Origin of the sequence: Vibrio campbellii CAIM 519 = NBRC 15631 = ATCC 25920, assembly GCF_002163755.1 — a bacterium.
In the GTDB taxonomy this organism is placed as follows: Bacteria; Pseudomonadota; Gammaproteobacteria; order Enterobacterales; family Vibrionaceae; genus Vibrio; species Vibrio campbellii.
The window spans coordinates 2256902-2276317 of record NZ_CP015863.1; the positions used below are offsets into that span (position 1 = coordinate 2256902).

16 protein-coding genes and 1 pseudogene are annotated in these 19416 nt (G+C 45.6%); 3 read left to right on the top strand and 14 right to left on the bottom strand.

Features of this window, described 5'->3' with window-relative positions; genetic code table 11:
- Positions 1–18: 18 nt before the first annotated feature.
- On the bottom strand, positions 19–627 hold the full coding sequence (locus A8140_RS10820) for an SEC-C metal-binding domain-containing protein (protein WP_005531438.1): 609 nt from the start codon (positions 625–627) through the stop codon (positions 19–21).
- A 421-nt stretch (positions 628–1048) separates the two neighbouring features.
- On the opposite strand from A8140_RS10820, the gene dusC reads away from it, so the two are divergent.
- Entirely contained in the window at positions 1049–2008 is a 960-nt protein-coding gene (gene dusC / locus A8140_RS10825) for a tRNA dihydrouridine(16) synthase DusC (protein WP_005531436.1), read from the top strand.
- A gap of 88 nt (positions 2009–2096) precedes the next feature.
- On the opposite strand, the gene A8140_RS10830 is transcribed toward dusC, so the two are convergent.
- The 6 genes and pseudogenes from A8140_RS10830 to yfbV form a co-directional block, all read right to left on the bottom strand.
- Entirely contained in the window at positions 2097–3557 is a 1461-nt protein-coding gene (locus A8140_RS10830; protein WP_005531434.1) for a sensor domain-containing diguanylate cyclase, read from the bottom strand.
- A 113-nt stretch (positions 3558–3670) separates the two neighbouring features.
- A pseudogene (locus A8140_RS10835) lies at positions 3671–4201 on the bottom strand (alpha-amylase family glycosyl hydrolase); the annotation flags it as partial.
- Positions 4202–4222: 21 nt separating this feature from the next.
- Positions 4223–5017, bottom strand: coding sequence for an ABC transporter ATP-binding protein (locus tag A8140_RS10840; RefSeq protein WP_005531430.1), 795 nt, complete (start codon positions 5015–5017; stop codon positions 4223–4225).
- Positions 5014–5949, bottom strand: coding sequence for an ABC transporter permease (locus tag A8140_RS10845; protein WP_005531428.1), 936 nt, complete (start codon positions 5947–5949; stop codon positions 5014–5016). The genes A8140_RS10840 and A8140_RS10845 overlap by 4 nt, the downstream gene beginning before the upstream one ends.
- A gap of 55 nt (positions 5950–6004) precedes the next feature.
- Positions 6005–6970 (bottom strand): ABC transporter substrate-binding protein, encoded by a 966-nt coding sequence (locus tag A8140_RS10850; RefSeq protein WP_005531426.1) that lies wholly within the window; start codon positions 6968–6970, stop codon positions 6005–6007.
- Between the two features lie 310 nt (positions 6971–7280).
- Complete coding sequence (gene yfbV, locus A8140_RS10855) at positions 7281–7733, bottom strand: terminus macrodomain insulation protein YfbV (protein WP_005531423.1); 453 nt, start codon at positions 7731–7733, stop codon at positions 7281–7283.
- A gap of 346 nt (positions 7734–8079) precedes the next feature.
- Between yfbV and A8140_RS10860 the strand changes: the two genes are divergently transcribed.
- Together A8140_RS10860 and pta are read left to right on the top strand one after the other, a co-directional pair.
- The gene (locus tag A8140_RS10860) at positions 8080–9276 is read left to right on the top strand and encodes an acetate kinase (protein ID WP_005433250.1); all 1197 of its coding nucleotides are present in this window, start codon (positions 8080–8082) and stop codon (positions 9274–9276) included.
- A 138-nt stretch (positions 9277–9414) separates the two neighbouring features.
- Complete coding sequence (pta, locus tag A8140_RS10865) at positions 9415–11580, top strand: phosphate acetyltransferase (protein WP_005531421.1); 2166 nt, start codon at positions 9415–9417, stop codon at positions 11578–11580.
- A gap of 119 nt (positions 11581–11699) precedes the next feature.
- Here pta and A8140_RS10870 read toward each other — a convergent pair whose 3' ends face one another.
- The 7 genes from A8140_RS10870 to moaE all read right to left on the bottom strand — a co-directional run bounded on the left by A8140_RS10870 (position 11700) and on the right by moaE (position 19416).
- Positions 11700–12644 (bottom strand): glutathione S-transferase family protein, encoded by a 945-nt coding sequence (locus A8140_RS10870; RefSeq protein ID WP_005531419.1) that lies wholly within the window; start codon positions 12642–12644, stop codon positions 11700–11702.
- 184 nt (positions 12645–12828) lie between these two features.
- The gene (gene oppF / locus A8140_RS10875; protein ID WP_033000122.1) at positions 12829–13821 is read right to left on the bottom strand and encodes a murein tripeptide/oligopeptide ABC transporter ATP binding protein OppF; all 993 of its coding nucleotides are present in this window, start codon (positions 13819–13821) and stop codon (positions 12829–12831) included.
- Entirely contained in the window at positions 13818–14789 is a 972-nt protein-coding gene (oppD, locus tag A8140_RS10880; protein ID WP_005531414.1) for an ABC transporter ATP-binding protein, read from the bottom strand. Before oppD ends, oppF begins: the two co-directional genes overlap by 4 nt.
- Positions 14790–14819: 30 nt before the next feature.
- The gene (gene oppC, locus A8140_RS10885; protein WP_005531413.1) at positions 14820–15722 is read right to left on the bottom strand and encodes an oligopeptide ABC transporter permease OppC; all 903 of its coding nucleotides are present in this window, start codon (positions 15720–15722) and stop codon (positions 14820–14822) included.
- A 15-nt stretch (positions 15723–15737) separates the two neighbouring features.
- Entirely contained in the window at positions 15738–16658 is a 921-nt protein-coding gene (gene oppB, locus A8140_RS10890) for an oligopeptide ABC transporter permease OppB (RefSeq protein WP_005531411.1), read from the bottom strand.
- 106 nt (positions 16659–16764) lie between these two features.
- Positions 16765–18399, bottom strand: coding sequence for an ABC transporter substrate-binding protein (locus A8140_RS10895; RefSeq protein WP_005531408.1), 1635 nt, complete (start codon positions 18397–18399; stop codon positions 16765–16767).
- A gap of 561 nt (positions 18400–18960) precedes the next feature.
- Positions 18961–19416 carry a molybdopterin synthase catalytic subunit MoaE gene (gene moaE, locus A8140_RS10900; protein ID WP_005531406.1) on the bottom strand — a complete coding sequence of 152 codons (456 nt, stop codon included), beginning with the start codon at positions 19414–19416 and terminating at the stop codon, positions 18961–18963.

Here is a 19416-nt window from a genome sequence, read left to right on the forward strand (position 1 = left end):
CTTTTCTTTGCAATTCGATTACTTACCGCAACATTGCTTAAACTTCTTACCGCTTTCGCATGGGCAAGGGTCATTACGCCCAACACCTTTGAAAGGGTTCAAACTCTTCGACTTTTTGCCGACCATCAATTCGTCTGCACCAAGTGCAACTTCGTTGATCATCAGGTCAAACTGCTCGATGAAGTCCACAAGCGCTGGTGGCGTTTCAATACCCACATCACGCATCTGTTGCTGAGTTTGCTCTTCATCAATCGCCAACATCATCGTCGTCAAAAGTGCCTGCAGCATTCGCTCAAGGCCATCGTTCAATGCGACATCATGCCACTGCTCTTCAATCATCGGCCAGACAGACATAAAGCCCTCAGCAAAATCCGCTAACTGCTCTGGGCTGGCTTCTGTCAACGCAAGAATAGAGTATTCGTTACGCAGAATGTAGTTGTGCTGCTTGTGAATCTGCTCTTCAACCATTGGCTGAATCACTTTAAAGCCCTCACCTAGAAGTGGCTCTAGCCATGTTTCCGGTGCTAACGGTTTCGTGGTCAGGTTCGCAGCTAGGACCGCCCCTTCCATAAACAGCGAAGATTCTTCGAGTTGAACTTCACCTTTCTCAATTAATGTGTATTGCATGTCATCTGGTTTCCCATGAATTTGGCGGCATTATACCCTAGAGCTTTTACCCAAGTAACCTCGAGATGTTTGGTTCAGCGAGAATGACTTGGTTTGTAGACACGACGCCGATTTAAAGGTCTAGCGGGCCTAAATCAAGAATCGGCAACAAAGTATACAAGCCAAGGCAACTCGCCCTTCGGGAGCGTGTCATTGACTCGACCTCTGCTTCAAACAACTTGGAAAGAGCTCGCTATTCCACGGCGTTGTTTTCCTTGACCTCGAATCAATGACAACGCTCTGAATCCAGCATCTTGAAGTCACTTGGGTATATAGGATGCTAGTTGATGTGTGTCCGAATGGATGAGTCTTTTAATGACAAACTTCCCTTACATCGCTACAATCGCCCTCCTTTTTACCACCAAACTGTATTAGGCAAGCTATGCGAGTTGTATTAGGCCCGATGGAAGGCGTTTTGGACCATTTAATGCGCCAAATCCTGACCGAGATAAACGACTATGATCTGTGTGTGACAGAGTTTGTTCGAGTCATCGATCAGCTATTACCTGATCACGTATTCCATCGTTTGTGTCCTGAACTGCTTCAAGGCTCACAGACCGCATCTGGCGTGCCTGTTCATGTTCAATTGCTTGGCCAAGAGCCGAATTGGATGGCAGAAAACGCAGTCAAAGCAGCGGAACTGGGCGCACGAGGTATTGATCTTAACTTTGGTTGTCCAGCAAAACTGGTAAACAAAAGTAAAGGTGGCGCGGCACTTCTTCAGCACCCAGAGTTCATTCATAACATCGTAAAAGCATGTCGTGATGCCGTACCAAGCAATATTCCTGTCACTGCGAAAATTCGTCTCGGTTGGGAAAACCCTGAAGACTGCTTCGAGATTGTAGATGCGATTCAATCTGCTGGAGCAAATGAGCTGACGGTTCACGCTCGCACAAAGCAAGGTGGTTACAAAGCCTCAGAAATCAAATGGGAATACATTACCCAGATCCGTGAGCGTTTTTCTATCCCACTCATCGCTAATGGTGAGATTTGGAACTACGAAGATGGCCAACGCTGTATTGAGACCACAGGAGTGGATTCTCTGATGGTATGTCGTGGCGCATTCAATATTCCAAACTTGGGTAACATGGTGAAACACAACCAGCCACCAATGGCTTGGCCAGAAGTTGTCGAGCTGTTGATCTATTACTCTCAGTTTGAAATGAAAGGCGATAAAGGTTTGTATTATCCGAACCGCGTTAAGCAATGGTTCTCTTACCTACGCCAAGCCTACCCTGAAGCAAATGAGTTATTCCGCGAAATTCGTACATTCAATAAAGCAGCGCCGATCGTTGAGCACATTCAACGTTACCGCGACGAGCTGCAATCTCGCGTCGCATAGTGGTTGAGATAATTTGAGAGTACAGTGAATTAAGAATAAGAAAAAGGGCGATGAATTCGCCCTTTTGTGTTTCTATCGCTCGCTAGTCCTAGTGACAAATTTTGTTTTTACCCGTACTTTTCGCTTCATAAAGCTTCTCATCGGCAAGCTTAAACAGCTCATCAAAGCTTTCCAGTTGAGCAGCAGACTTAAACTCCACACCACCAGAAACAGTAAAGCCACCAGCAACCACCTTGCGTGAACTCTTAGCGATCGCCTTTCTTACTCGTTCTAAAATTCGAAGCATACTTTCAAAATCTTCGTCGTAGATAGCAAGTACAAATTCTTCACCACCGAAGCGTGATGCGACATCTGAATGACGAATATTGTCTCGGATGCATTTTGCCACCAAACGAATCGCATCATCCCCCACATCATGTCCATGGGTGTCATTGATTGATTTAAAGTCATCAATATCGAATACCGCCAGCGCGACGTGTTTTTTAGTCATCTTATTGCGCCATACAGCCTGTATGCCACGTCGATTCAATAACCCAGTCATTGGGTCTTTCGCCGCCAACTCTTTGAAATAACGACGCTCTGTTTGAGTGTTGACTAGGAATAATGCCACGGCACTCAAAACATAAATAAAGAAAGCCACCGCGACGCTGTACTTCTCGAACGCCAATAGATTCTTCCATTCACTCCAAAGGTCGTATTGGTAGAAAATACGGTGATTAGCACTCAGGCGCTCATGCTCTATAGGCTTTAAACGCATTGCATTGTCAGGAACATCCATTACAGCAGAAATAATGTGTAGCTTACCTGCCAAGTTTTCATTTGCTTTTAATAACCCATCAACATCGAAATCAATCGATAACACGCCTTGGTGCTCATCTTTTTCATAAATGGGCACGGTCAAACTTACGACTTGTCCATCATGTCTGTCTAACATAGGCGCAGGGCCTGACATGGTCACTTTCATCGTCTCTTGAGCTGTTTTTTGCCAGAATGGTCTCGCCTTTAGCGTCTCCCACAGCTGTTGAGAGAAATATTGAGCATAGGTATCTGGCGAGGAGATGATGTAGCCTCGTTGATCAATGTAATGAATCGCAACGATATAGGATTCAATGTCATGAAGGAAAGAGAGAGATGGTGCAAAGCCAGCTTTTTTTTCTGCCAACTTAAACAGCTTAGTGCCAGGTTGGCAAAGCGATTTTTGTCCCACGATCATGTAATCCAACTCCACTGCAGGTAACCCACCTGAGTGTTTGCTCTCTAATAGCAGAACATCTATCGGCCACACGTAACATAAGCCATTTTTTTCCATATGGTTATGCTCTTTAAATAGCGGGTGCGCGGGATTCGAGTAGTTAACAAAGCTGTAGTCCAACGCGGTCAATACTTTGATTGCGCGATCGATGGCACGGTCAACTTGAGAGTACTCTAGCGTGATGTAACGATTCATCGCATCGTAGTAGTTCTTTGCTGTCACCAGCATGACAACACAGAATAAAAAGAGTGGGAAGAAGATGACAAACTTGAGGCTAAATCGCCTTTTATTACCCATTGAGCACCATTGTTTCTAATAATATAAGCCCTTCGAAAGCTTAGATTATCGAAGGGCTGTTTATAGTTTTATATTTATGTATTCATAAATTTTAATAAAGAAGGCGCTCGAAGTCACTCGATCTGCCATATTTGGCAGTTCATTGCTGGGGTATTGACAGAAAAATGACGTTCACCACTTACAACTTCACCTTTGTCTAATAATTGATGCAACTGTTTTGCATTTAAGCCAACTTGCCATAATGGAAGGTTAACATTTCGCTCGTATTCATCGAGGTTAAATGCCACAACTATTGCTTCTTCTTTCCATTGTCGAACGAAAACCATGACCTGTTCATCACAGTAAAGCCACTGCAAACTTCCGGACTGTAGAGCCTTGTATTGCTTGCGAATTCCTATCCATCGTTGATAAATCGACAACCACTCAGAAGCCTCAACCTGCTCCCAAGGAAAGCAACGACGGTTATCAGGATCTTGTCCGCCTTCCAACCCAACTTCACGACCATAATAAAGGCATGGAGTGCCGACATAAGTCATGAGTAAACCCAGTGCAAGGCGCATTTTTTCCTTATCGCCATTCAAAAGCGTCAGAAAACGGGCGGTATCATGACTATCTAATTGACTAGGTTGAGACAGTTGGTAGACGCAGTCGACAAACACTCTAAGCTAGTTCAGCAACAAGCTATCATCGGCCAACTCTTCTCCACGCACTTTAGAAAACATTTCCAATAAGTCTGGAACTTGCATATTCGCTCTTTGCTCACCTGCGACATCAAGAACAATCTCACCTTGGTGCAACATGACCGTTCTGTCACCACAGGCCAGAGCATCCTTCATCGAGTGTGTCACCATCATAACCGTAAGATTAAACTCAGTGACAATGCGCTTGGTCAGGTCGATAACAAAAGCCGCCATACGAGGGTCTAACGCGGCGGTGTGTTCATCAAGCAGGAGTAGTTTACTGTCTGATAGTGTTGCCATAACCAGACTGACTGCTTGACGCTGACCGCCAGAAAGTAGCCCAATGCTGTCCCCCAAGCGATCTTCCAACCCTAAACCAAGAATGCTGATGCGCTCTTGAAACAGTTTGCGACGTTTCGCTGATAGCGCCATCCCCCACCCGCGACGCTGACCCCGCATGTAAGCAAGCGCCATGTTTTCTTCAATCGACAAATCCCCACAAGTACCAGCTAGTGGGTCTTGGAATACGCGAGCACATTGAGTGGCGCGTTGTGCAACCGTCTTACGGGTTACGTCTTGTCCATCAATGATCACTTGGCCGCCAATCATCGGCGTCTCTCCTGTCACGGCTCCAAGCAGGGTTGACTTCCCTGCTCCATTGGAGCCAATAACGGTGAGAAACTGATGTTCAGGCACTTCTAACGAAACACCTTTCAAGGCTCTGTTTTCCAGAATGGTTCCGGGATTGAAGGTCACTTGAATATCATTGAGTTCAATCATAGTGTCTCTCCTGAACCATTTTTTGATGTCGATTGCTTAGCATTGTTCAAGCGTTGTTTCGCTTTCATACTCTGTTTCAACTTCGGCGCAATCAACGCCACCGCAACGAGCACAGCTGTAACCAAGTTTAGATCCGAAGCTTGTAGACCAAACATGCCGGAACTCAGGGCAAACGCGACTGCGAGGCGATAAAGTACCGAACCAATAATCACCGCACAAACCGCGACCCAGATTTTCCGCCCTGGGATGAGGGTTTGCCCAAGGATAACCGCCGCAAGACCAACTACGATGGTGCCCACGCCAGAGGTGACATCGGCAAAGCTGTTGGTCTGAGCAAACAAGGCTCCAGCAAAACCAACAAACCCGTTAGACAGCGCCAAGCCAAAGTAAGTGTAAAAGCCAGTACTCGCCCCTTGCGCTGCCACCATTCGGGCGTTCACTCCCGTTGCTCTTAACCCCAAGCCAAAGTCGCTGTTAAGGAGGCGTACAACAAACAGAGCGGAAAGTAAGACCAGCACACCAACAACCAAAGGTCGGATGTACATAGCGTCCCCCATGGCTTCAAACGGGGTGAGAATAGTGTCTTCCCCAAGCAGCGCCATGTTCGGCTTACCCATGATGCGAATGTTGATAGAGAACGCCGCAATCATGGTAAGAATGGAAGCAAGTAGATGAAGAATGCCACAACGAACGGCGAGAAAGGCGGTCGCCCATCCAGTCATGCTACCAGCAATCACGGCCATTCCGGTGGCAATCCAAGGATTGATGCCCGCAACAATCGCGGTTGCAGCAACGGCGGCGCCCATAGGGAAACTACCGTCAACACTTAAGTCAGGGAAATCAAGAACGCGAAACGTAAGGTAGACGCCCAAAGCAACTAAGCCATATATAAGACCTATCTCGAGCGCACCAAAAAAAGCAAATGCAGACATAACTGCTCCTTTCTGCACATATCAGGTCGGCATCAAACCGACCTGAACATCACTATTACTGCATGCTAGTCGCACGTTTCACAACAGAACTCGGTAGTTGAATGCCAAGTTTGGTTGCGGCTCCTTCATTCACAACAAGATCAGAACCGGTTGCGACTTTCACATCCAGCTTGCCAGGATCTTGCCCTTCCAAAATAGCAGCAACGTAGTCGGCAGTTTGAACACCCACTTGGTAGTAATCAAAACCCAAGCTCGCAATAGCGCCTTTTTCTACGTAAGAGGTTGCACCGCCAAAGACCGGCTTCTTCGCTTGGTTTGCCGCAACGATCATGCCCTCAATAGCACTGGCTACCGTGTTGTCTGTCGGCGCATAAATCACATCGGATTTAGCCGCAATAGCTTGCGTCGCGGACTGAACATCGGCACTTTTGAGAGCCGTCGCTTCTACCACTTCAAGACCGTTGGCCTCTGCACTCTCTTTTAGCAGTTGCACCAGAGTCACCGCGTTTGCTTCACCTGGGTTGTAAACCACACCGATAGATTTAGCCGCAGGCAGAATTTCTTGAATCAATGCAACGTGCTGTGCCACAGGAGACAAATCGGAAAGACCGGTGACGTTTTTACCCGGCTTATGCATGGATTTCACAAGCTTTGCGCCAACCGGATCCGTTACCGCAGTAAACACCACTGGGATAGAACGTGTTGCAGACACCAAAGCTTGCGCTGACGGTGTGGCAATACCCACCAGCACATCTGGGCTCTCGCCCACATATTGACGTGCAATCTGTACCGCTATAGCTGGGTTACCTTGTGCGGTTTTGTAGTCAAACTCTAGGTTCTTACCTTGCTCATAGCCCTTGGCTTTCAAGCCATCTATCAAGCCTTGACGAGTCGCGTCGAGTGCTGGGTGTTCTACGATTTGAGAAACCGCTACGGTCGCGGTATTGGCAAGCACACTAGCAGAGGAGAAAGCTGTGGTTGCGGCAAGAATAGCAGTGGCAAGTATACGTTTCGTTTTCATCATGACTCCTTGATGTCTCTTCGTCCTTGAACTGAAAGCCTCATCGAAAATGAATGCTCAACAGAAATAATCCGGAAGATGGGATGTTGTGTTTATAACTGTGCACTTTTTGTGCATCTGTTTTTCATTATTAACGCTAACTCTCGGGAAAGAAAAGCATGACTTAACAACAATGTAACATTTGTGATCTCGCAATCGGTACGAAAGGCGGTTATTGCAAATTAGAAAGGAGTGAAGTCAGAAGCGCAGGCATAAAAAATGGAGTGGCAATTGCACACTCCATTTCAGTAGTTGTGGTTTTGTTAAGGGTCTAGAACCAACGTTCGAGAGCCGTTTTGTCTAATTGACGGAATGCACGGTTCAGGATGACCGCAAGCTCTTTGTATCGCGGGTGCGCTTTGACGGGCTCGAGCGCAAATCCTGTTTCTGTGATTTTTTGATGCAATTCACGATACCAAGAGGCTAATGCAGGGGGCAATTTGGTGTTGGAACGACTGCCCAACCACCACATACCTTGCAGAGGCATACTGATTGCGAACAATGCAACTACGATGGCTTGAGGCAGTGCATCATAGTTATTGAAAGCCATTTGAGTGAGCACACTGATCGCAGCGACCGCTGGCATCACTTTAATGCCAAAACGCGTTGCTTTGATGATACGTTGTTCGGGAAAAATGGCGTTCAGCTCTTTACGAACCGGCCAGATCTCCATGTAACTTTGGCCGTCTTTAAGGCTATGGATTAATCCGACTTGTTTGCTCATACCGCTCTCTCACTAAAAAATAGTTGAACATTTCAACTAAAGGTGCAAAAAATTGATGAAAGTTAATATTCTTTCAAAATTTTTTTGTTATCATTGCCTATTATCGCTATCCTTTGCAGACCCTCAATCTCATTGTTGCCGTTATTTACAATTTCAGCAACTCCGAGATTTTATTCTGCACGGATCGCTTCATAGTGGTGGATGGGTTCATCGCTATTCATTTATACGGAATTAGAACGATTTTTGACCAAGATTAGTACGCAGCCTTGCGGGTATCGTCTATTCTTGTGATTAATTTTTCATCCTTTAACTGATTTTGATCAGACGAATAAACAGGTAGTCATACATGTCTAAGCTAGTTTTAGTTTTAAACTGTGGTAGTTCTTCTCTTAAATTTGCTGTTGTAGATGCAGAAACAGGTGCAGAGCACCTAACCGGTCTTGCTGAGTGTCTTGGTCTTCCAGAAGCTCGTATGAAGTGGAAACTTGATGGCAAGCACGAAGCTCAACTAGGCGCAGGCGCAGCTCACGTAGAAGCACTATCTTTCATGGTAGAAACTATTCTTGCTTCTAAGCCAGAGCTTAAAGCTAACCTAGGCGCTATCGGTCACCGTATCGTACACGGTGGTGAGCAGTTCACTCAATCAGCACTGATCACTGACGACGTACTTAAGGGTATTCAAGACGCTGCAACTTTCGCACCTCTTCACAACCCAGCTCACCTAATCGGTATCGAAGCGGCTAAAGTAAACTTCCCTGGCCTACAAAACGTTGCTGTTTTTGACACTGCGTTCCACCAAACTATGCCAGAAGAGTCTTACCTATACGCTCTTCCATACAACCTATACAAAGAGCACGGCATCCGTCGTTACGGCATGCACGGTACTTCACACCTATTCATCACTCGTGAAGTTGCGAACCTACTAGACAAGCCAGTTGAAGAAGTAAACATCATCAACTGTCACCTAGGTAACGGCGCTTCTGTATGTGCAATCAAGAACGGTAAATCTGTAGACACTTCTATGGGTCTAACTCCTCTTGAAGGTCTAGTAATGGGTACACGTTGTGGTGATATCGACCCAGCTATCGTATTCCACCTACACGACGCTCTAGGTTACTCTGTTGAACAAATCAACAACATGCTAACTAAAGAGTCTGGTCTTGCTGGTCTAACTGAAGTGACTTCTGACTGTCGTTTCGTTGAAGACAACTACGGTGAGAAAGAAGAAGCAACTCGTGCAATGGACGTGTTCTGTCACCGTCTAGCTAAGTACGTAGCGGGTTACACAGCTTCTATGGAAGGTCGTCTAGACGCAATCACTTTCACTGGCGGTATCGGCGAGAACTCTGGCCCTATCCGTGAAATGGTTCTAAACCGTCTAGGTATCTTCGGTATCGAAGTTGATGGTGAAGCTAACCTTAAAGCTCGTTTCGGCGGCGAAGGTACTATCACTACAGCTAACAGCCGTATCCCAGCAATGGTTATCTCTACTAACGAAGAGCTAGTAATTGCTGAAGACACTGCACGCCTAGCAGGTCTTTAATAGATTAAACTGGCTAGCCAATCCGGCTAGCCAGTTTTTCTTCCAAAGAATTTCTTAGGGGCTTAACTCCTATTCTCTGAATTATTCATGGAATAAGAGTTGAGCTTTTATCCCCCAATAGCTAAAGGTACTCTACGAATGTCTCGTACTATTATGCTTATCCCTGCAAGTGCTGGTGTTGGTCTAACTAGCGTAAGCATGGGTGTTCTTCGCGCAATGGAGCGCAAAGGCGTTAAGGTTTCTTTCTACAAACCAATTTCACAGCCACGTTCTGGCGGTGATCAACCAGATCTAACTTCAACTATCGTTGGCTACAACAGCGATATGAAGATCGGTCAACCACTAGCGATGTCTGTTGCTGAAAGCCTCATTGGTAACGACAACATGGACGAGCTGCTAGAAACTGTTGTTGAGCGTTACAACCAAATCAACAAAGATGCAGACGTAACGCTTATCGAAGGTCTAGTACCAACTCGTAAGCACCCATTCGCTAACCAAGTGAACGCGGAAATCGCTGCAACTCTAGGTGCGGAAATCGTTCTTGTTGCAACTCCTGGTACAGATAACCCAGCTCAACTTAAAGAGCGCATCGAAGTAGCATGTTCTAACTTCGGTGGTACTAAGAACAAGAACATCTCTGGCGTAATCATCAACAAGCTGAACGCGCCTGTTGACGAAGCTGGCCGTACTCGCCCTGACCTATCTGAAATCTTTGACGATGCAGACAGCGCGAAGCAAAACGAAATGAAAGTGATGGAAATCTTCAACACTTCTCCAATTCGTGTACTAGGTTGTGTGCCATGGAGCATCGATCTAATCGCTACTCGTGCAATCGATATGGCTCAGCACCTAAACGCTGACATCATCAACGAGGGTGATATCGCGACTCGTCGTATTAAGAGCATCACTTTCTGTGCGCGTTCTCTGCCAAACATGATTGAGCACTTCAAACCAGGTTCTCTACTTGTTACTTCTGCAGACCGTCCAGACGTTATCGTTGCAGCTGCACTTGCAGCAATGAACGGTGTTGATATCGGTGCGGTACTTCTAACTGGTGGTTACGACATTCCTGAAGAGATTGCAGGTCTATGTAAGCCAGCATTTGAAACGGGTCTACCGATCTTCAAAGCACAAGGTAACACTTGGCAGACTTCTCTAAACCTACAGAGCTTCTCTATCGAAGTTCCTGCAGACGATAAAGAGCGTATCGAGTTCATCAACGAGCACGTTGCTGGTCACATCGACGGTAACTGGATCGAGTCTATGACTGAAGGCACTAAGAAGTCTCGTCGCTTAAGCCCACCAGCATTCCGTTACCAGCTAACTGAGTTCGCTCGTAAAGCTGGCAAGCGTATCGTTCTTCCTGAAGGTGACGAGCCACGCACAGTCAAAGCTGCGGCTATCTGTGCTGAGCGCGGCATCGCGGAGTGTGTGCTTCTAGGTAACCCAGACGAAATCCGTCGCGTTGCAGAGCAGCAAGGCGTAACACTAGGTGCTGGCGTAACTATCATCAACTCTGATGAAGTTCGTGAAAACTACGTGGCTCGTCTAGTTGAGCTACGTGGTGCGAAAGGCATGACTGAAGTTGTTGCTCGCGAGAAACTACAAGATTCAGTATTCCTTGGCACAATGATGCTTGAGAACGACGAAGTAGACGGTCTAGTTTCTGGTGCGGTTCACACCACAGCAAACACTATCGTTCCTCCGTTCCAAATCATCAAGACTGCACCTGATGCGTCTATCGTATCTTCTGTATTCTTCATGCTGCTACCTGACCAAGTATTGGTTTACGGTGACTGTGCGATTAACCCAGATCCAACAGCTGAACAGCTTGCTGAAATCGCTATCCAATCTGCTGATTCTGCAGCGGCATTTGGTATCGACCCTCGCGTTGCTATGATCTCTTACTCTACTGGTGAATCTGGTAAGGGTGCAGACGTAGATAAAGTACGTGAAGCAACTAAGATTGCTCAAGAGAAACGTCCAGATCTAGTGATCGACGGTCCTCTACAGTACGACGCAGCGATCATGGAAAACGTGGCAGCTTCTAAAGCGCCTAACTCTCCAGTAGCGGGTAAAGCGACAGTATTCGTATTCCCAGACCTAAACACTGGTAACACGACTTACAAAGCGGTACAACGTTCAGCAGACCTAGTATCTATCGGTCCAATGCTGCAAGGTATGCGCAAGCCTGTAAACGATCTATCTCGCGGTGCACTAGTAGACGATATCGTGTACACAGTTGCTCTAACTGCGATTCAGGCAGATCAAGCTGACCAAGCAAAAGAAAAAGCAGTTAACTAATAACTTCGCTTCTTCCAAAATAAGAAAACCTCGCCACGGCGAGGTTTTTTTCACTTTGTGTTCGAACAAATTAATACGGAGCAGCACATAAAATGGTACTTTTCTCGGAGAGCTTGAAGTTAGATTAAATCTCGGTCATGAGGTGAGTCCAAATCTAACTCAGGCCCTTTTGGTACGACTTGCGTCGGGTTGATACCCGTATGACTGAAGTAGTAGTGACGCTTAATGTGGTAGAAGTCGGTAGTCTCTGCCACACCTTCCACTTGATAAAGCTCTTTCAAATAACCCTGAATATTTGGGTAATCCGCAATGCGTTGTTTATTACACTTAAAATGACCTACATACACAGCGTCAAAACGAACAAGAGTAGTAAATAGGCGCCAATCCGCTTCGGTGATTTTATTGCCTGCTAGATAACGATGCGTTGCAAGGTGAGCATCGATTTTATCCAGTGCGGCAAACAGTGAATCAAACGCTTCTTCATAAGCTTCTTGCGTTGTCGCAAAACCACAACGGTATACGCCATTATTCACGTTCGGATAAATGTAGTCATTCCACTCATCAATCACGCTTTGAAGTTGCTCTGGGTAATAATCATCATGGTTGCCCGTTAATTCATTGAACTCGGAGTTGAACATACGGATGATTTCAGACGATTCATTCGACACGATCGTATTGGTCTTTTTGTCCCACAGTACTGGAACGGTAACGCGACCAGTGTAATTGGACTTGGCTTGAGTGTAGATCTGATGCATTCGGGTGTGACCGAATAGTGGCTCAGGGAGTCCCATTTGCCAGCCTTCACCTAGCATATCTGGACACACAACGGTGACGTCAATGTGTTTTTCCAAGCCTTTGAGTTTACGGAAGATCAGTGTGCGATGCGCCCACGGACAAGCGAGTGAAACATACAAATGGTAACGGCTCGACTCTGGCTGGAACGTTGCATCAGGTTTGTTCTTTATCCAATTGCGAAAGCCTGCATCTTCACGAACAAACTTACCACCGCTTGATTTAGTTTCGTACCATACGTCGTGCCAAACGCCTTCAACTAACTTACCCATGACTGCTCTCCTCATATTCTGTTTCTACTATATTAGCGCTTCATGTACAGCTTAGAATCCGACCATTTAGTCCATCTTGTTCAAGAATTTCGAATGAACTAAAACTAAGAGAAATCGTAGGCATAAAAAAAGCGCGACCCTATAAAAAGGAACCGCGCTTAAGCCCGTCACAGGCCGAATTTAATTACACTGCTACGTGTAGACAAGATACTGCGTGAACGTCTGAACCTTCGATGTGTGGCTTGGTCTTCGCACACTCTTCTGTTGCTTGTGGACAACGAGTACGGAACACACAACCAGAAGGAGGACTAATTGGTGATGGTAGATCACCTTCTAGCATCTGAATCTTCTTGCTGCGTTCAATTTCTGGGTCCGGAATTGGAACCGCTGACATCAACGCGCGTGTGTATGGGTGCTTTGGATCAGCAAACAATGCTTCCGATTCACCCAGTTCAACAGCGTTACCTAGGTACATAACCAATACGCGGTCAGAGATGTGTTTCACCACTGACAAATCGTGCGCGATGAATACCAATGAAAGACCAAGCTCTTTCTGAAGCTCTTTCAATAGGTTAACTACCTGAGCTTGAATCGATACGTCCAGTGCTGATACAGGTTCGTCACAGATGATCATCTTCGGCTTTAGAATAAGCGCACGAGCGATACCAATACGTTGACACTGACCACCTGAGAACTCGTGTGGGTAACGGTTGATAACGTTTGGCAGTAGACCTACCTTCGCCATCATTTCTTTAACGCGGTCTTTCACTTCTTGCTTAGTCAGTTCTGGGTAGAACGTCTCTAGCGGCTCAGCGATGATGTCGCCCACTGTCATACGCGGGTTCAAAGAAGCCAAAGGATCTTGGAAAATCATTTGGATTTCTTTGCGCGTTTCACGGCGTTGGACGTCTTTCATCTTCGTTAGGTCTTGACCTAACCAAACTACTTCGCCATCTGTTGCTTCAACCAAACCGATGATCGCGCGAGCAAACGTCGATTTACCACAACCAGACTCACCTACTACCCCAAGAGTTTCACCTTCGTAAAGGCGAACGTTTACGCCGTCTACCGCTTTTAGGCTTGAAGGTTTTGCCCAAGGCCATGCAGATTTTGATGCAATGCTGAAGTGAACTTTCAGATCAGATACATCCAGAATTAGTTTTTTGTCTGTACTCATTTGCTCCAAGCCTCCCATTCAGAAAAACATGCACGCTGACGGCCATCACCAAACGGCGTCAGAATTGGTGCTTCACGCTTACAACGATCCATCACACGGTGGCAGCGATCTTGGTAAGGACAGCCAGGTGGTAGACGAAGCAAGTTAGGCGGGTTACCAGGAATCGTTGGTAGAATCTCGCCTTCTGTATCCAGACGAGGAATCGCCTTCAATAGACCTTCCGCGTAAGGGTGGCTTGGGTTGTAGAAGATTTCGTTCACAGTGCCGTACTCCATGGTACGACCTGCGTACATCACTAGCACTTTGTCACATGAACCCGCTACGACACCAAGGTCGTGCGTGATCATGATGATTGCAGTGTTGAACTCAGATTTCAGTTCGTTCAGCAGATCCATGATCTGAGCTTGAACCATAACGTCCAATGCCGTCGTTGGCTCATCCGCAATAAGCAGTTTTGGACGACACAGCAGCGCCATTGCGATCATTACACGCTGACGCATACCACCCGAGAACTCGTGTGGGTACATGGTGATACGCTTACGAGCTTCTGGGATTTTTACTGCTTCAAGCATGCGAACCGACTCTTCGAACGCTTCTGCTTTACCCATACCTTTGTGCAGCATCAGTACTTCCATCAGCTGATCGCTCACTTTCATGTATGGGTTAAGAGACGTCATCGGGTCTTGGAAGATCATAGCGATCTGTTCCGCACGAACCTTGTTCAGCTCTTTTTCTGGAAGGTTAAGAATCTCATTACCTTCGAATTTCGCACTACCAGAGATAATACCGTTCTTAGCCAGTAGACCCATGATTGCGAATACAGTTTGTGACTTACCTGAACCAGACTCACCTACGATACCTAGGGTTTCACCTTGATTCAGAGAGAAGTTCAAATCGTTTACTGCGGTTACGATACCATCTTGTGTGGTAAATTCGACACGCAGATCTTCGACATCTAATAAACTCATCATTGCTTCCTTTATTCTTTCTATTTTTAATTATCTGTCTTTTGGATCCAGCGCATCGCGCAGACCGTCACCAACGTAGTTGAAGCAGAATAGAGTCACAACCATGAATGCTGCTGGGAAGGCCAGCTGCCAAATTGCCACTTCCATTGTTTGCGAACCTTCTTGTAGAAGTGCGCCCCAACTTGTCATTGGTTCCTGTACACCAAGACCAAGGAATGAAAGGAATGATTCGGTCAGAATCATGCTTGGGATAAGTAGTGTTGAGTAAACCGCTACGATACCCAGTACGTTTGGAACGATGTGGCGAGTGATGATCTTCCACTTGCTCACCCCACAAACGTGTGCCGCTTCAATAAATTCTTTACTACGTAGACTTAGCGTTTGACCACGTACGATACGAGCCATATCTAGCCACGCAATAGCACCGATAGCGACGAAGATAAGAACGATGTTACGGCCGAAGAATGTTACCAGTACGATAACTAGGAACATGAACGGAACCGCGTATAGGATTTCAAGAATACGCATCATGATACGGTCAACTTTACCGCCAATGAAGCCAGAAGCCGCACCGTAAAGCGTACCAATCACAACCGCAACCAATGCACCTAAAACACCAACCATCAGAGAGATACGACCGCCAATCAGCGTACGTACGTAAAGGTCACGACCTAAGCTATCAGTACCGAACCAGTGTTCAGCACTTGGACCGACGTGCATTGCATACCAGTCTGTATCATCAAATGTGTAAGGTGCCAACATTGGCAGGAAGATTACCGCAAGGGTCATCAATGTAAGAATGAACAAACTCACCATTGCCGCTTTGTTACGCATAAAGCGGATACGGGCGTCTTGCCACAAACTACGGCCTTCAACTTCCAGGTTCTCTGCAAATTTCTCGACCGCTTCAAGATTCTCTTTTTTCGTTAACATAACCATACTTCCCTGTTAGTAGCGAATTTTCGGGTCAATCATTGCTAGCAGAATATCAACGATAGCGTTGAACAAGATGAATAGGAAACCAATCAGAATGGTTACACCCATTACTAGCGAGTAGTCACGGTTAAAGGCTGCGTTTACGAACAGCTTACCGATACCTGGCAGACCGAAGATGGTCTCTACAACTACCGAGCCGGTAATAATGCCGACAAACGCAGGTCCCATGTAAGACACTACAGGAAGCAGAGCTGGTTTTAATGCGTGTTTCAGGATGATGTAACGGTAGCTTAGACCTTTCGCACGGGCAGTACGGATAAAGTTACTGTTCAATGTCTCGATCATTGAACCACGAGTGATACGAGCAAACGTGGCGACATAGAGAAGGGACATTGCAAGTACAGGTAAAACAAGGTATTTGGCTGAACCATCTAACCAACCACCAGCAGGAAGAAGGTTGAAATGTAACGAGAAAGCGTAGATCAATGCAGGTGCCAGTACGAAAGATGGCATCACAACACCAAGCATTGCAGTGGACATGATTGCATAGTCAATCCAGGTGTTTTGCTTGAGAGCAGCAATTGTACCTACAGTCACCCCCATAATTACCGTAAAAATAAAGGCTATAAAACCAACTTTAGCGGATACAGGAAGCGCAGCAGAGATAAGCTCGTTTACAGAATAATCCAGATATTTAAATGAAGGGCCAAAATCGCCTTGTAATATGTTAGTCAAATACGTGGTGTACTGCTCAAACACAGGCTTATCTAAGCCGTATTTTGCTTCAATGTTTGCCATAACTTCTGGCGGTAAAGCGCGTTCACTGGAAAACGGATTCCCGGGAGCGAAACGCATAAGAAAGAAAGATACGGTGATCAAAACCAACATGGTTGGGATCGCTTCAAATATCCTTTTTGCGATGAATTTAAGCATAAACTCACTCTTTCAGTCTGTGACGGTTAAAAGTTAATGATAGGCCCCACACGCCCTTTTACAGGATGTGTGGAACCTTGTTCTTATAGTCTAGAAATGACTTTAATTAGTCTGCTTTGATGTAAAGATCTTTGGTGTAGATCATTTCTTGCGCATTATTGGAAGGGAAGCCACCAACGTGAGGGTTAAGTAAACGAGTCTTCACGTATTGATAAATAGGAGCAATTGGCATTTCTTTTGCCATTAGTTTTTCAGCGTCTAAATAAAACTTAGTGCGCTCTTCTTCTGAAGTTGAGTGGAAGGCATTATCGATCAGTGTATCGTAATCATTATTACCCCAGTGCTGACCAGCGCTCGTATTGTCACTTGTCATCAGTGTCAAAAATGTGGAGGCTTCATTGTAATCACCACACCATCCCGCACGGGCTACCTCAAAATCACCAGTCTTCGTAGAAGATAAGTACGTTTTCCACTCTTGGTTTTCTAAAGTAACTTTCAAGCCTAATGTCTTTTTCCACATGGAGCCAAGTGCGACGGCAAGTTTTTTGTGGTTTTCATCTGTGTTATACAGGAATGTAAACTCTAAGGGATTATCTTTACCATATCCTGCTTCGGCTAGCAGTCGTGAGGCTTCTGCGTTGCGCTCTTTTTGCGTCATCCTACCATATGCTGGCAATTCAGGATCAAAGCCTGCTGTTATCTCAGGTGTTAAGAAATACGCTGGCTTTTGTCCTTGTCCCATAATAGCATTCGTTACGATATCACGATCAATCGCATAAGAAATTGCTTTGCGAACACGAGAGTCGTTAAACGGCTTTTTCTTAGTGTTAAATATGTAGTAATAACTACACAGACTGCCAACAACGGACAGATCTTCTGGGTGCTGTTTTTGCATGCGCTTAAAGTGTTCAATCGGCAAATCATCTGTGAAGTCAATCTCGCCAGACAAGAAGCGATTCATTTCCGCATTTTGATTTTCTATCGGTAGGAACGTTACTTTATCAATCACAGACTTGTCGTTATCCCAGTACTGCACGTTGCGCTTCAGAACCATACGCTCGTTTACGACCCACTTATCAAGTTCGTAAGCACCGTTACCAACAAAATGACCAGGCTTAGTCCATTGATCACCGTATTTCTCGATCGTCGCCTTGTGAACTGGCTTCATTGAAGTGTGACCTACCATCATCACAAAATAAGGCACAGCAGTTTCAAGTTCAACAACTAGTGTGTGCGCATCTACCGCCTTAACACCTAGAGTACTTTTTTCTTTTTTACCTTCGATAATTTCTTTAGCATTGACCATCTTGGTAAACTCCATGTACCAAGCATATGGAGAGGCTGTAGCAGGATCGACAAAGCGCTGCCAACTGTATACAAAATCTTGTGCTGTTACAGGATCGCCGTTAGACCACTTTGCATCTTTGCGTAAATGAAAAGTAAATGTCTGGTTATCTGTTGTCTCCCAACTCTCTGCTACACCAGGAATTGTATTGCCATCACCGTCTTGGTTAACAAGGCCTTCAAGAAGGTCGCGAATCACATGAGATTCAGGTACTCCAGACGACTTATGTGGATCAATCGTAGCCACTTCAGTTCCGTTACCACGAACGATTTCTTGTTTTTCAGCTAGTTTAATGCCTGCCGGAACGTCAGCAGCGAAAGCGGTAGTAGTAGAAGAGGCAGCCACTGCCAGACCAGCACCTAGAAGAAGGGCTTTGGTGATTTTATTCTTGTACATGCGTAAAACTCCAAGTTTTTCATTAGCATCCATGACTTCTCTGCAAGGGACTGGAACGGTCAGTATTTTAGAAGTTTTTAGTGCACTTTTTGAGCACAAAATTCTGAATCCTTGCAAAGACTGCGGCACACATTAGCAACCATTGAAGTAATTTGCAATAAAGAGGTAGCAAAAAAACTAATAATTCTGTAAATAGTGCACATATTTAGCAATAAATACCGCAATGAAAGTATTGAATAGAGAAATACTGATTCACTCGCTTATTTGACAGGTGAAACTTTCGATAAATCTAATTTCAAACTTATTCATAGCATCTTATGCTAGATATATGTAAAAAATTTAACATTTATGACACATTGAGTCTAATAAATAATTGCATATATTCCGTTAGATATTTTTTATTGTGAACAAGGTCACCGAGAGGAGAAAGAAAGGAAAGGTGGTGATTTTGAAGGCAAATCACAGAAGGAAATATAGGCTGTTTCAGCTCTAAAAAAAGAAAAAACCAGACGTTATTAACATCTGGCTTTGAAAGGGTTGTTAGCAGAATAAAAAACTGCCCTACTTTTCCCAGCGCTGTGCAGCTTGATGATCGGTATCGCGTGACTCAATCCAGCGGTTCTCACTGGTTGTGCGCTCTTTTTTCCAAAATGGCGCTTTGGTCTTTAGGAAGTCCATGATGAACTCACAAGCATCAAACGCCGCACCACGGTGTGCACTAGAAACACCAACAAACACAATTTGGTCACCCGTGTCGAGATCCCCAACACGGTGAATAACGCGAACACCTAGCAGAGGCCAACGTGTTTCCGCCTCATCACAAATGTCGCTCAGGCTTTTCTCCGTCATACCCGGATAATGCTCTAGGTGAAGACCAATCACGTTGTCGCCAAGGTTCATATCACGAACTTTACCGATGAAGGTCACTACCGCACCAGAGGCGGTACCTTCTGATAGACGTTGGTATTCTTGATCAACCGAAAAGTCTTCAGCTTGTACAGAAACGCGAGGATCCAT

Excerpts from the sequence above, each read along its gene's own strand:
- A8140_RS10820 (WP_005531438.1), bottom strand. The coding sequence starts at position 627 with ATGCAATACACATTAATTGAGAAAGGTGAAGTTCAACTCGAAGAATCT.
- dusC (WP_005531436.1), top strand. The coding sequence starts at position 1,049 with ATGCGAGTTGTATTAGGCCCGATGGAAGGCGTTTTGGACCATTTAATG.
- A8140_RS10830 (WP_005531434.1), bottom strand. The coding sequence starts at position 3,557 with ATGGGTAATAAAAGGCGATTTAGCCTCAAGTTTGTCATCTTCTTCCCA.
- A8140_RS10840 (WP_005531430.1), bottom strand. The coding sequence starts at position 5,017 with ATGATTGAACTCAATGATATTCAAGTGACCTTCAATCCCGGAACCATT.
- A8140_RS10845 (WP_005531428.1), bottom strand. The coding sequence starts at position 5,949 with ATGTCTGCATTTGCTTTTTTTGGTGCGCTCGAGATAGGTCTTATATAT.
- A8140_RS10850 (WP_005531426.1), bottom strand. The coding sequence starts at position 6,970 with ATGAAAACGAAACGTATACTTGCCACTGCTATTCTTGCCGCAACCACA.
- yfbV (WP_005531423.1), bottom strand. The coding sequence starts at position 7,733 with ATGAGCAAACAAGTCGGATTAATCCATAGCCTTAAAGACGGCCAAAGT.
- A8140_RS10860 (WP_005433250.1), top strand. The coding sequence starts at position 8,080 with ATGTCTAAGCTAGTTTTAGTTTTAAACTGTGGTAGTTCTTCTCTTAAA.
- pta (WP_005531421.1), top strand. The coding sequence starts at position 9,415 with ATGTCTCGTACTATTATGCTTATCCCTGCAAGTGCTGGTGTTGGTCTA.
- A8140_RS10870 (WP_005531419.1), bottom strand. The coding sequence starts at position 12,644 with ATGGGTAAGTTAGTTGAAGGCGTTTGGCACGACGTATGGTACGAAACT.
- oppF (WP_033000122.1), bottom strand. The coding sequence starts at position 13,821 with ATGAGTACAGACAAAAAACTAATTCTGGATGTATCTGATCTGAAAGTT.
- oppD (WP_005531414.1), bottom strand. The coding sequence starts at position 14,789 with ATGAGTTTATTAGATGTCGAAGATCTGCGTGTCGAATTTACCACACAA.
- oppC (WP_005531413.1), bottom strand. The coding sequence starts at position 15,722 with ATGTTAACGAAAAAAGAGAATCTTGAAGCGGTCGAGAAATTTGCAGAG.
- oppB (WP_005531411.1), bottom strand. The coding sequence starts at position 16,658 with ATGCTTAAATTCATCGCAAAAAGGATATTTGAAGCGATCCCAACCATG.
- A8140_RS10895 (WP_005531408.1), bottom strand. The coding sequence starts at position 18,399 with ATGTACAAGAATAAAATCACCAAAGCCCTTCTTCTAGGTGCTGGTCTG.
- moaE (WP_005531406.1), bottom strand. The coding sequence starts at position 19,416 with ATGGATCCTCGCGTTTCTGTACAAGCTGAAGACTTTTCGGTTGATCAA.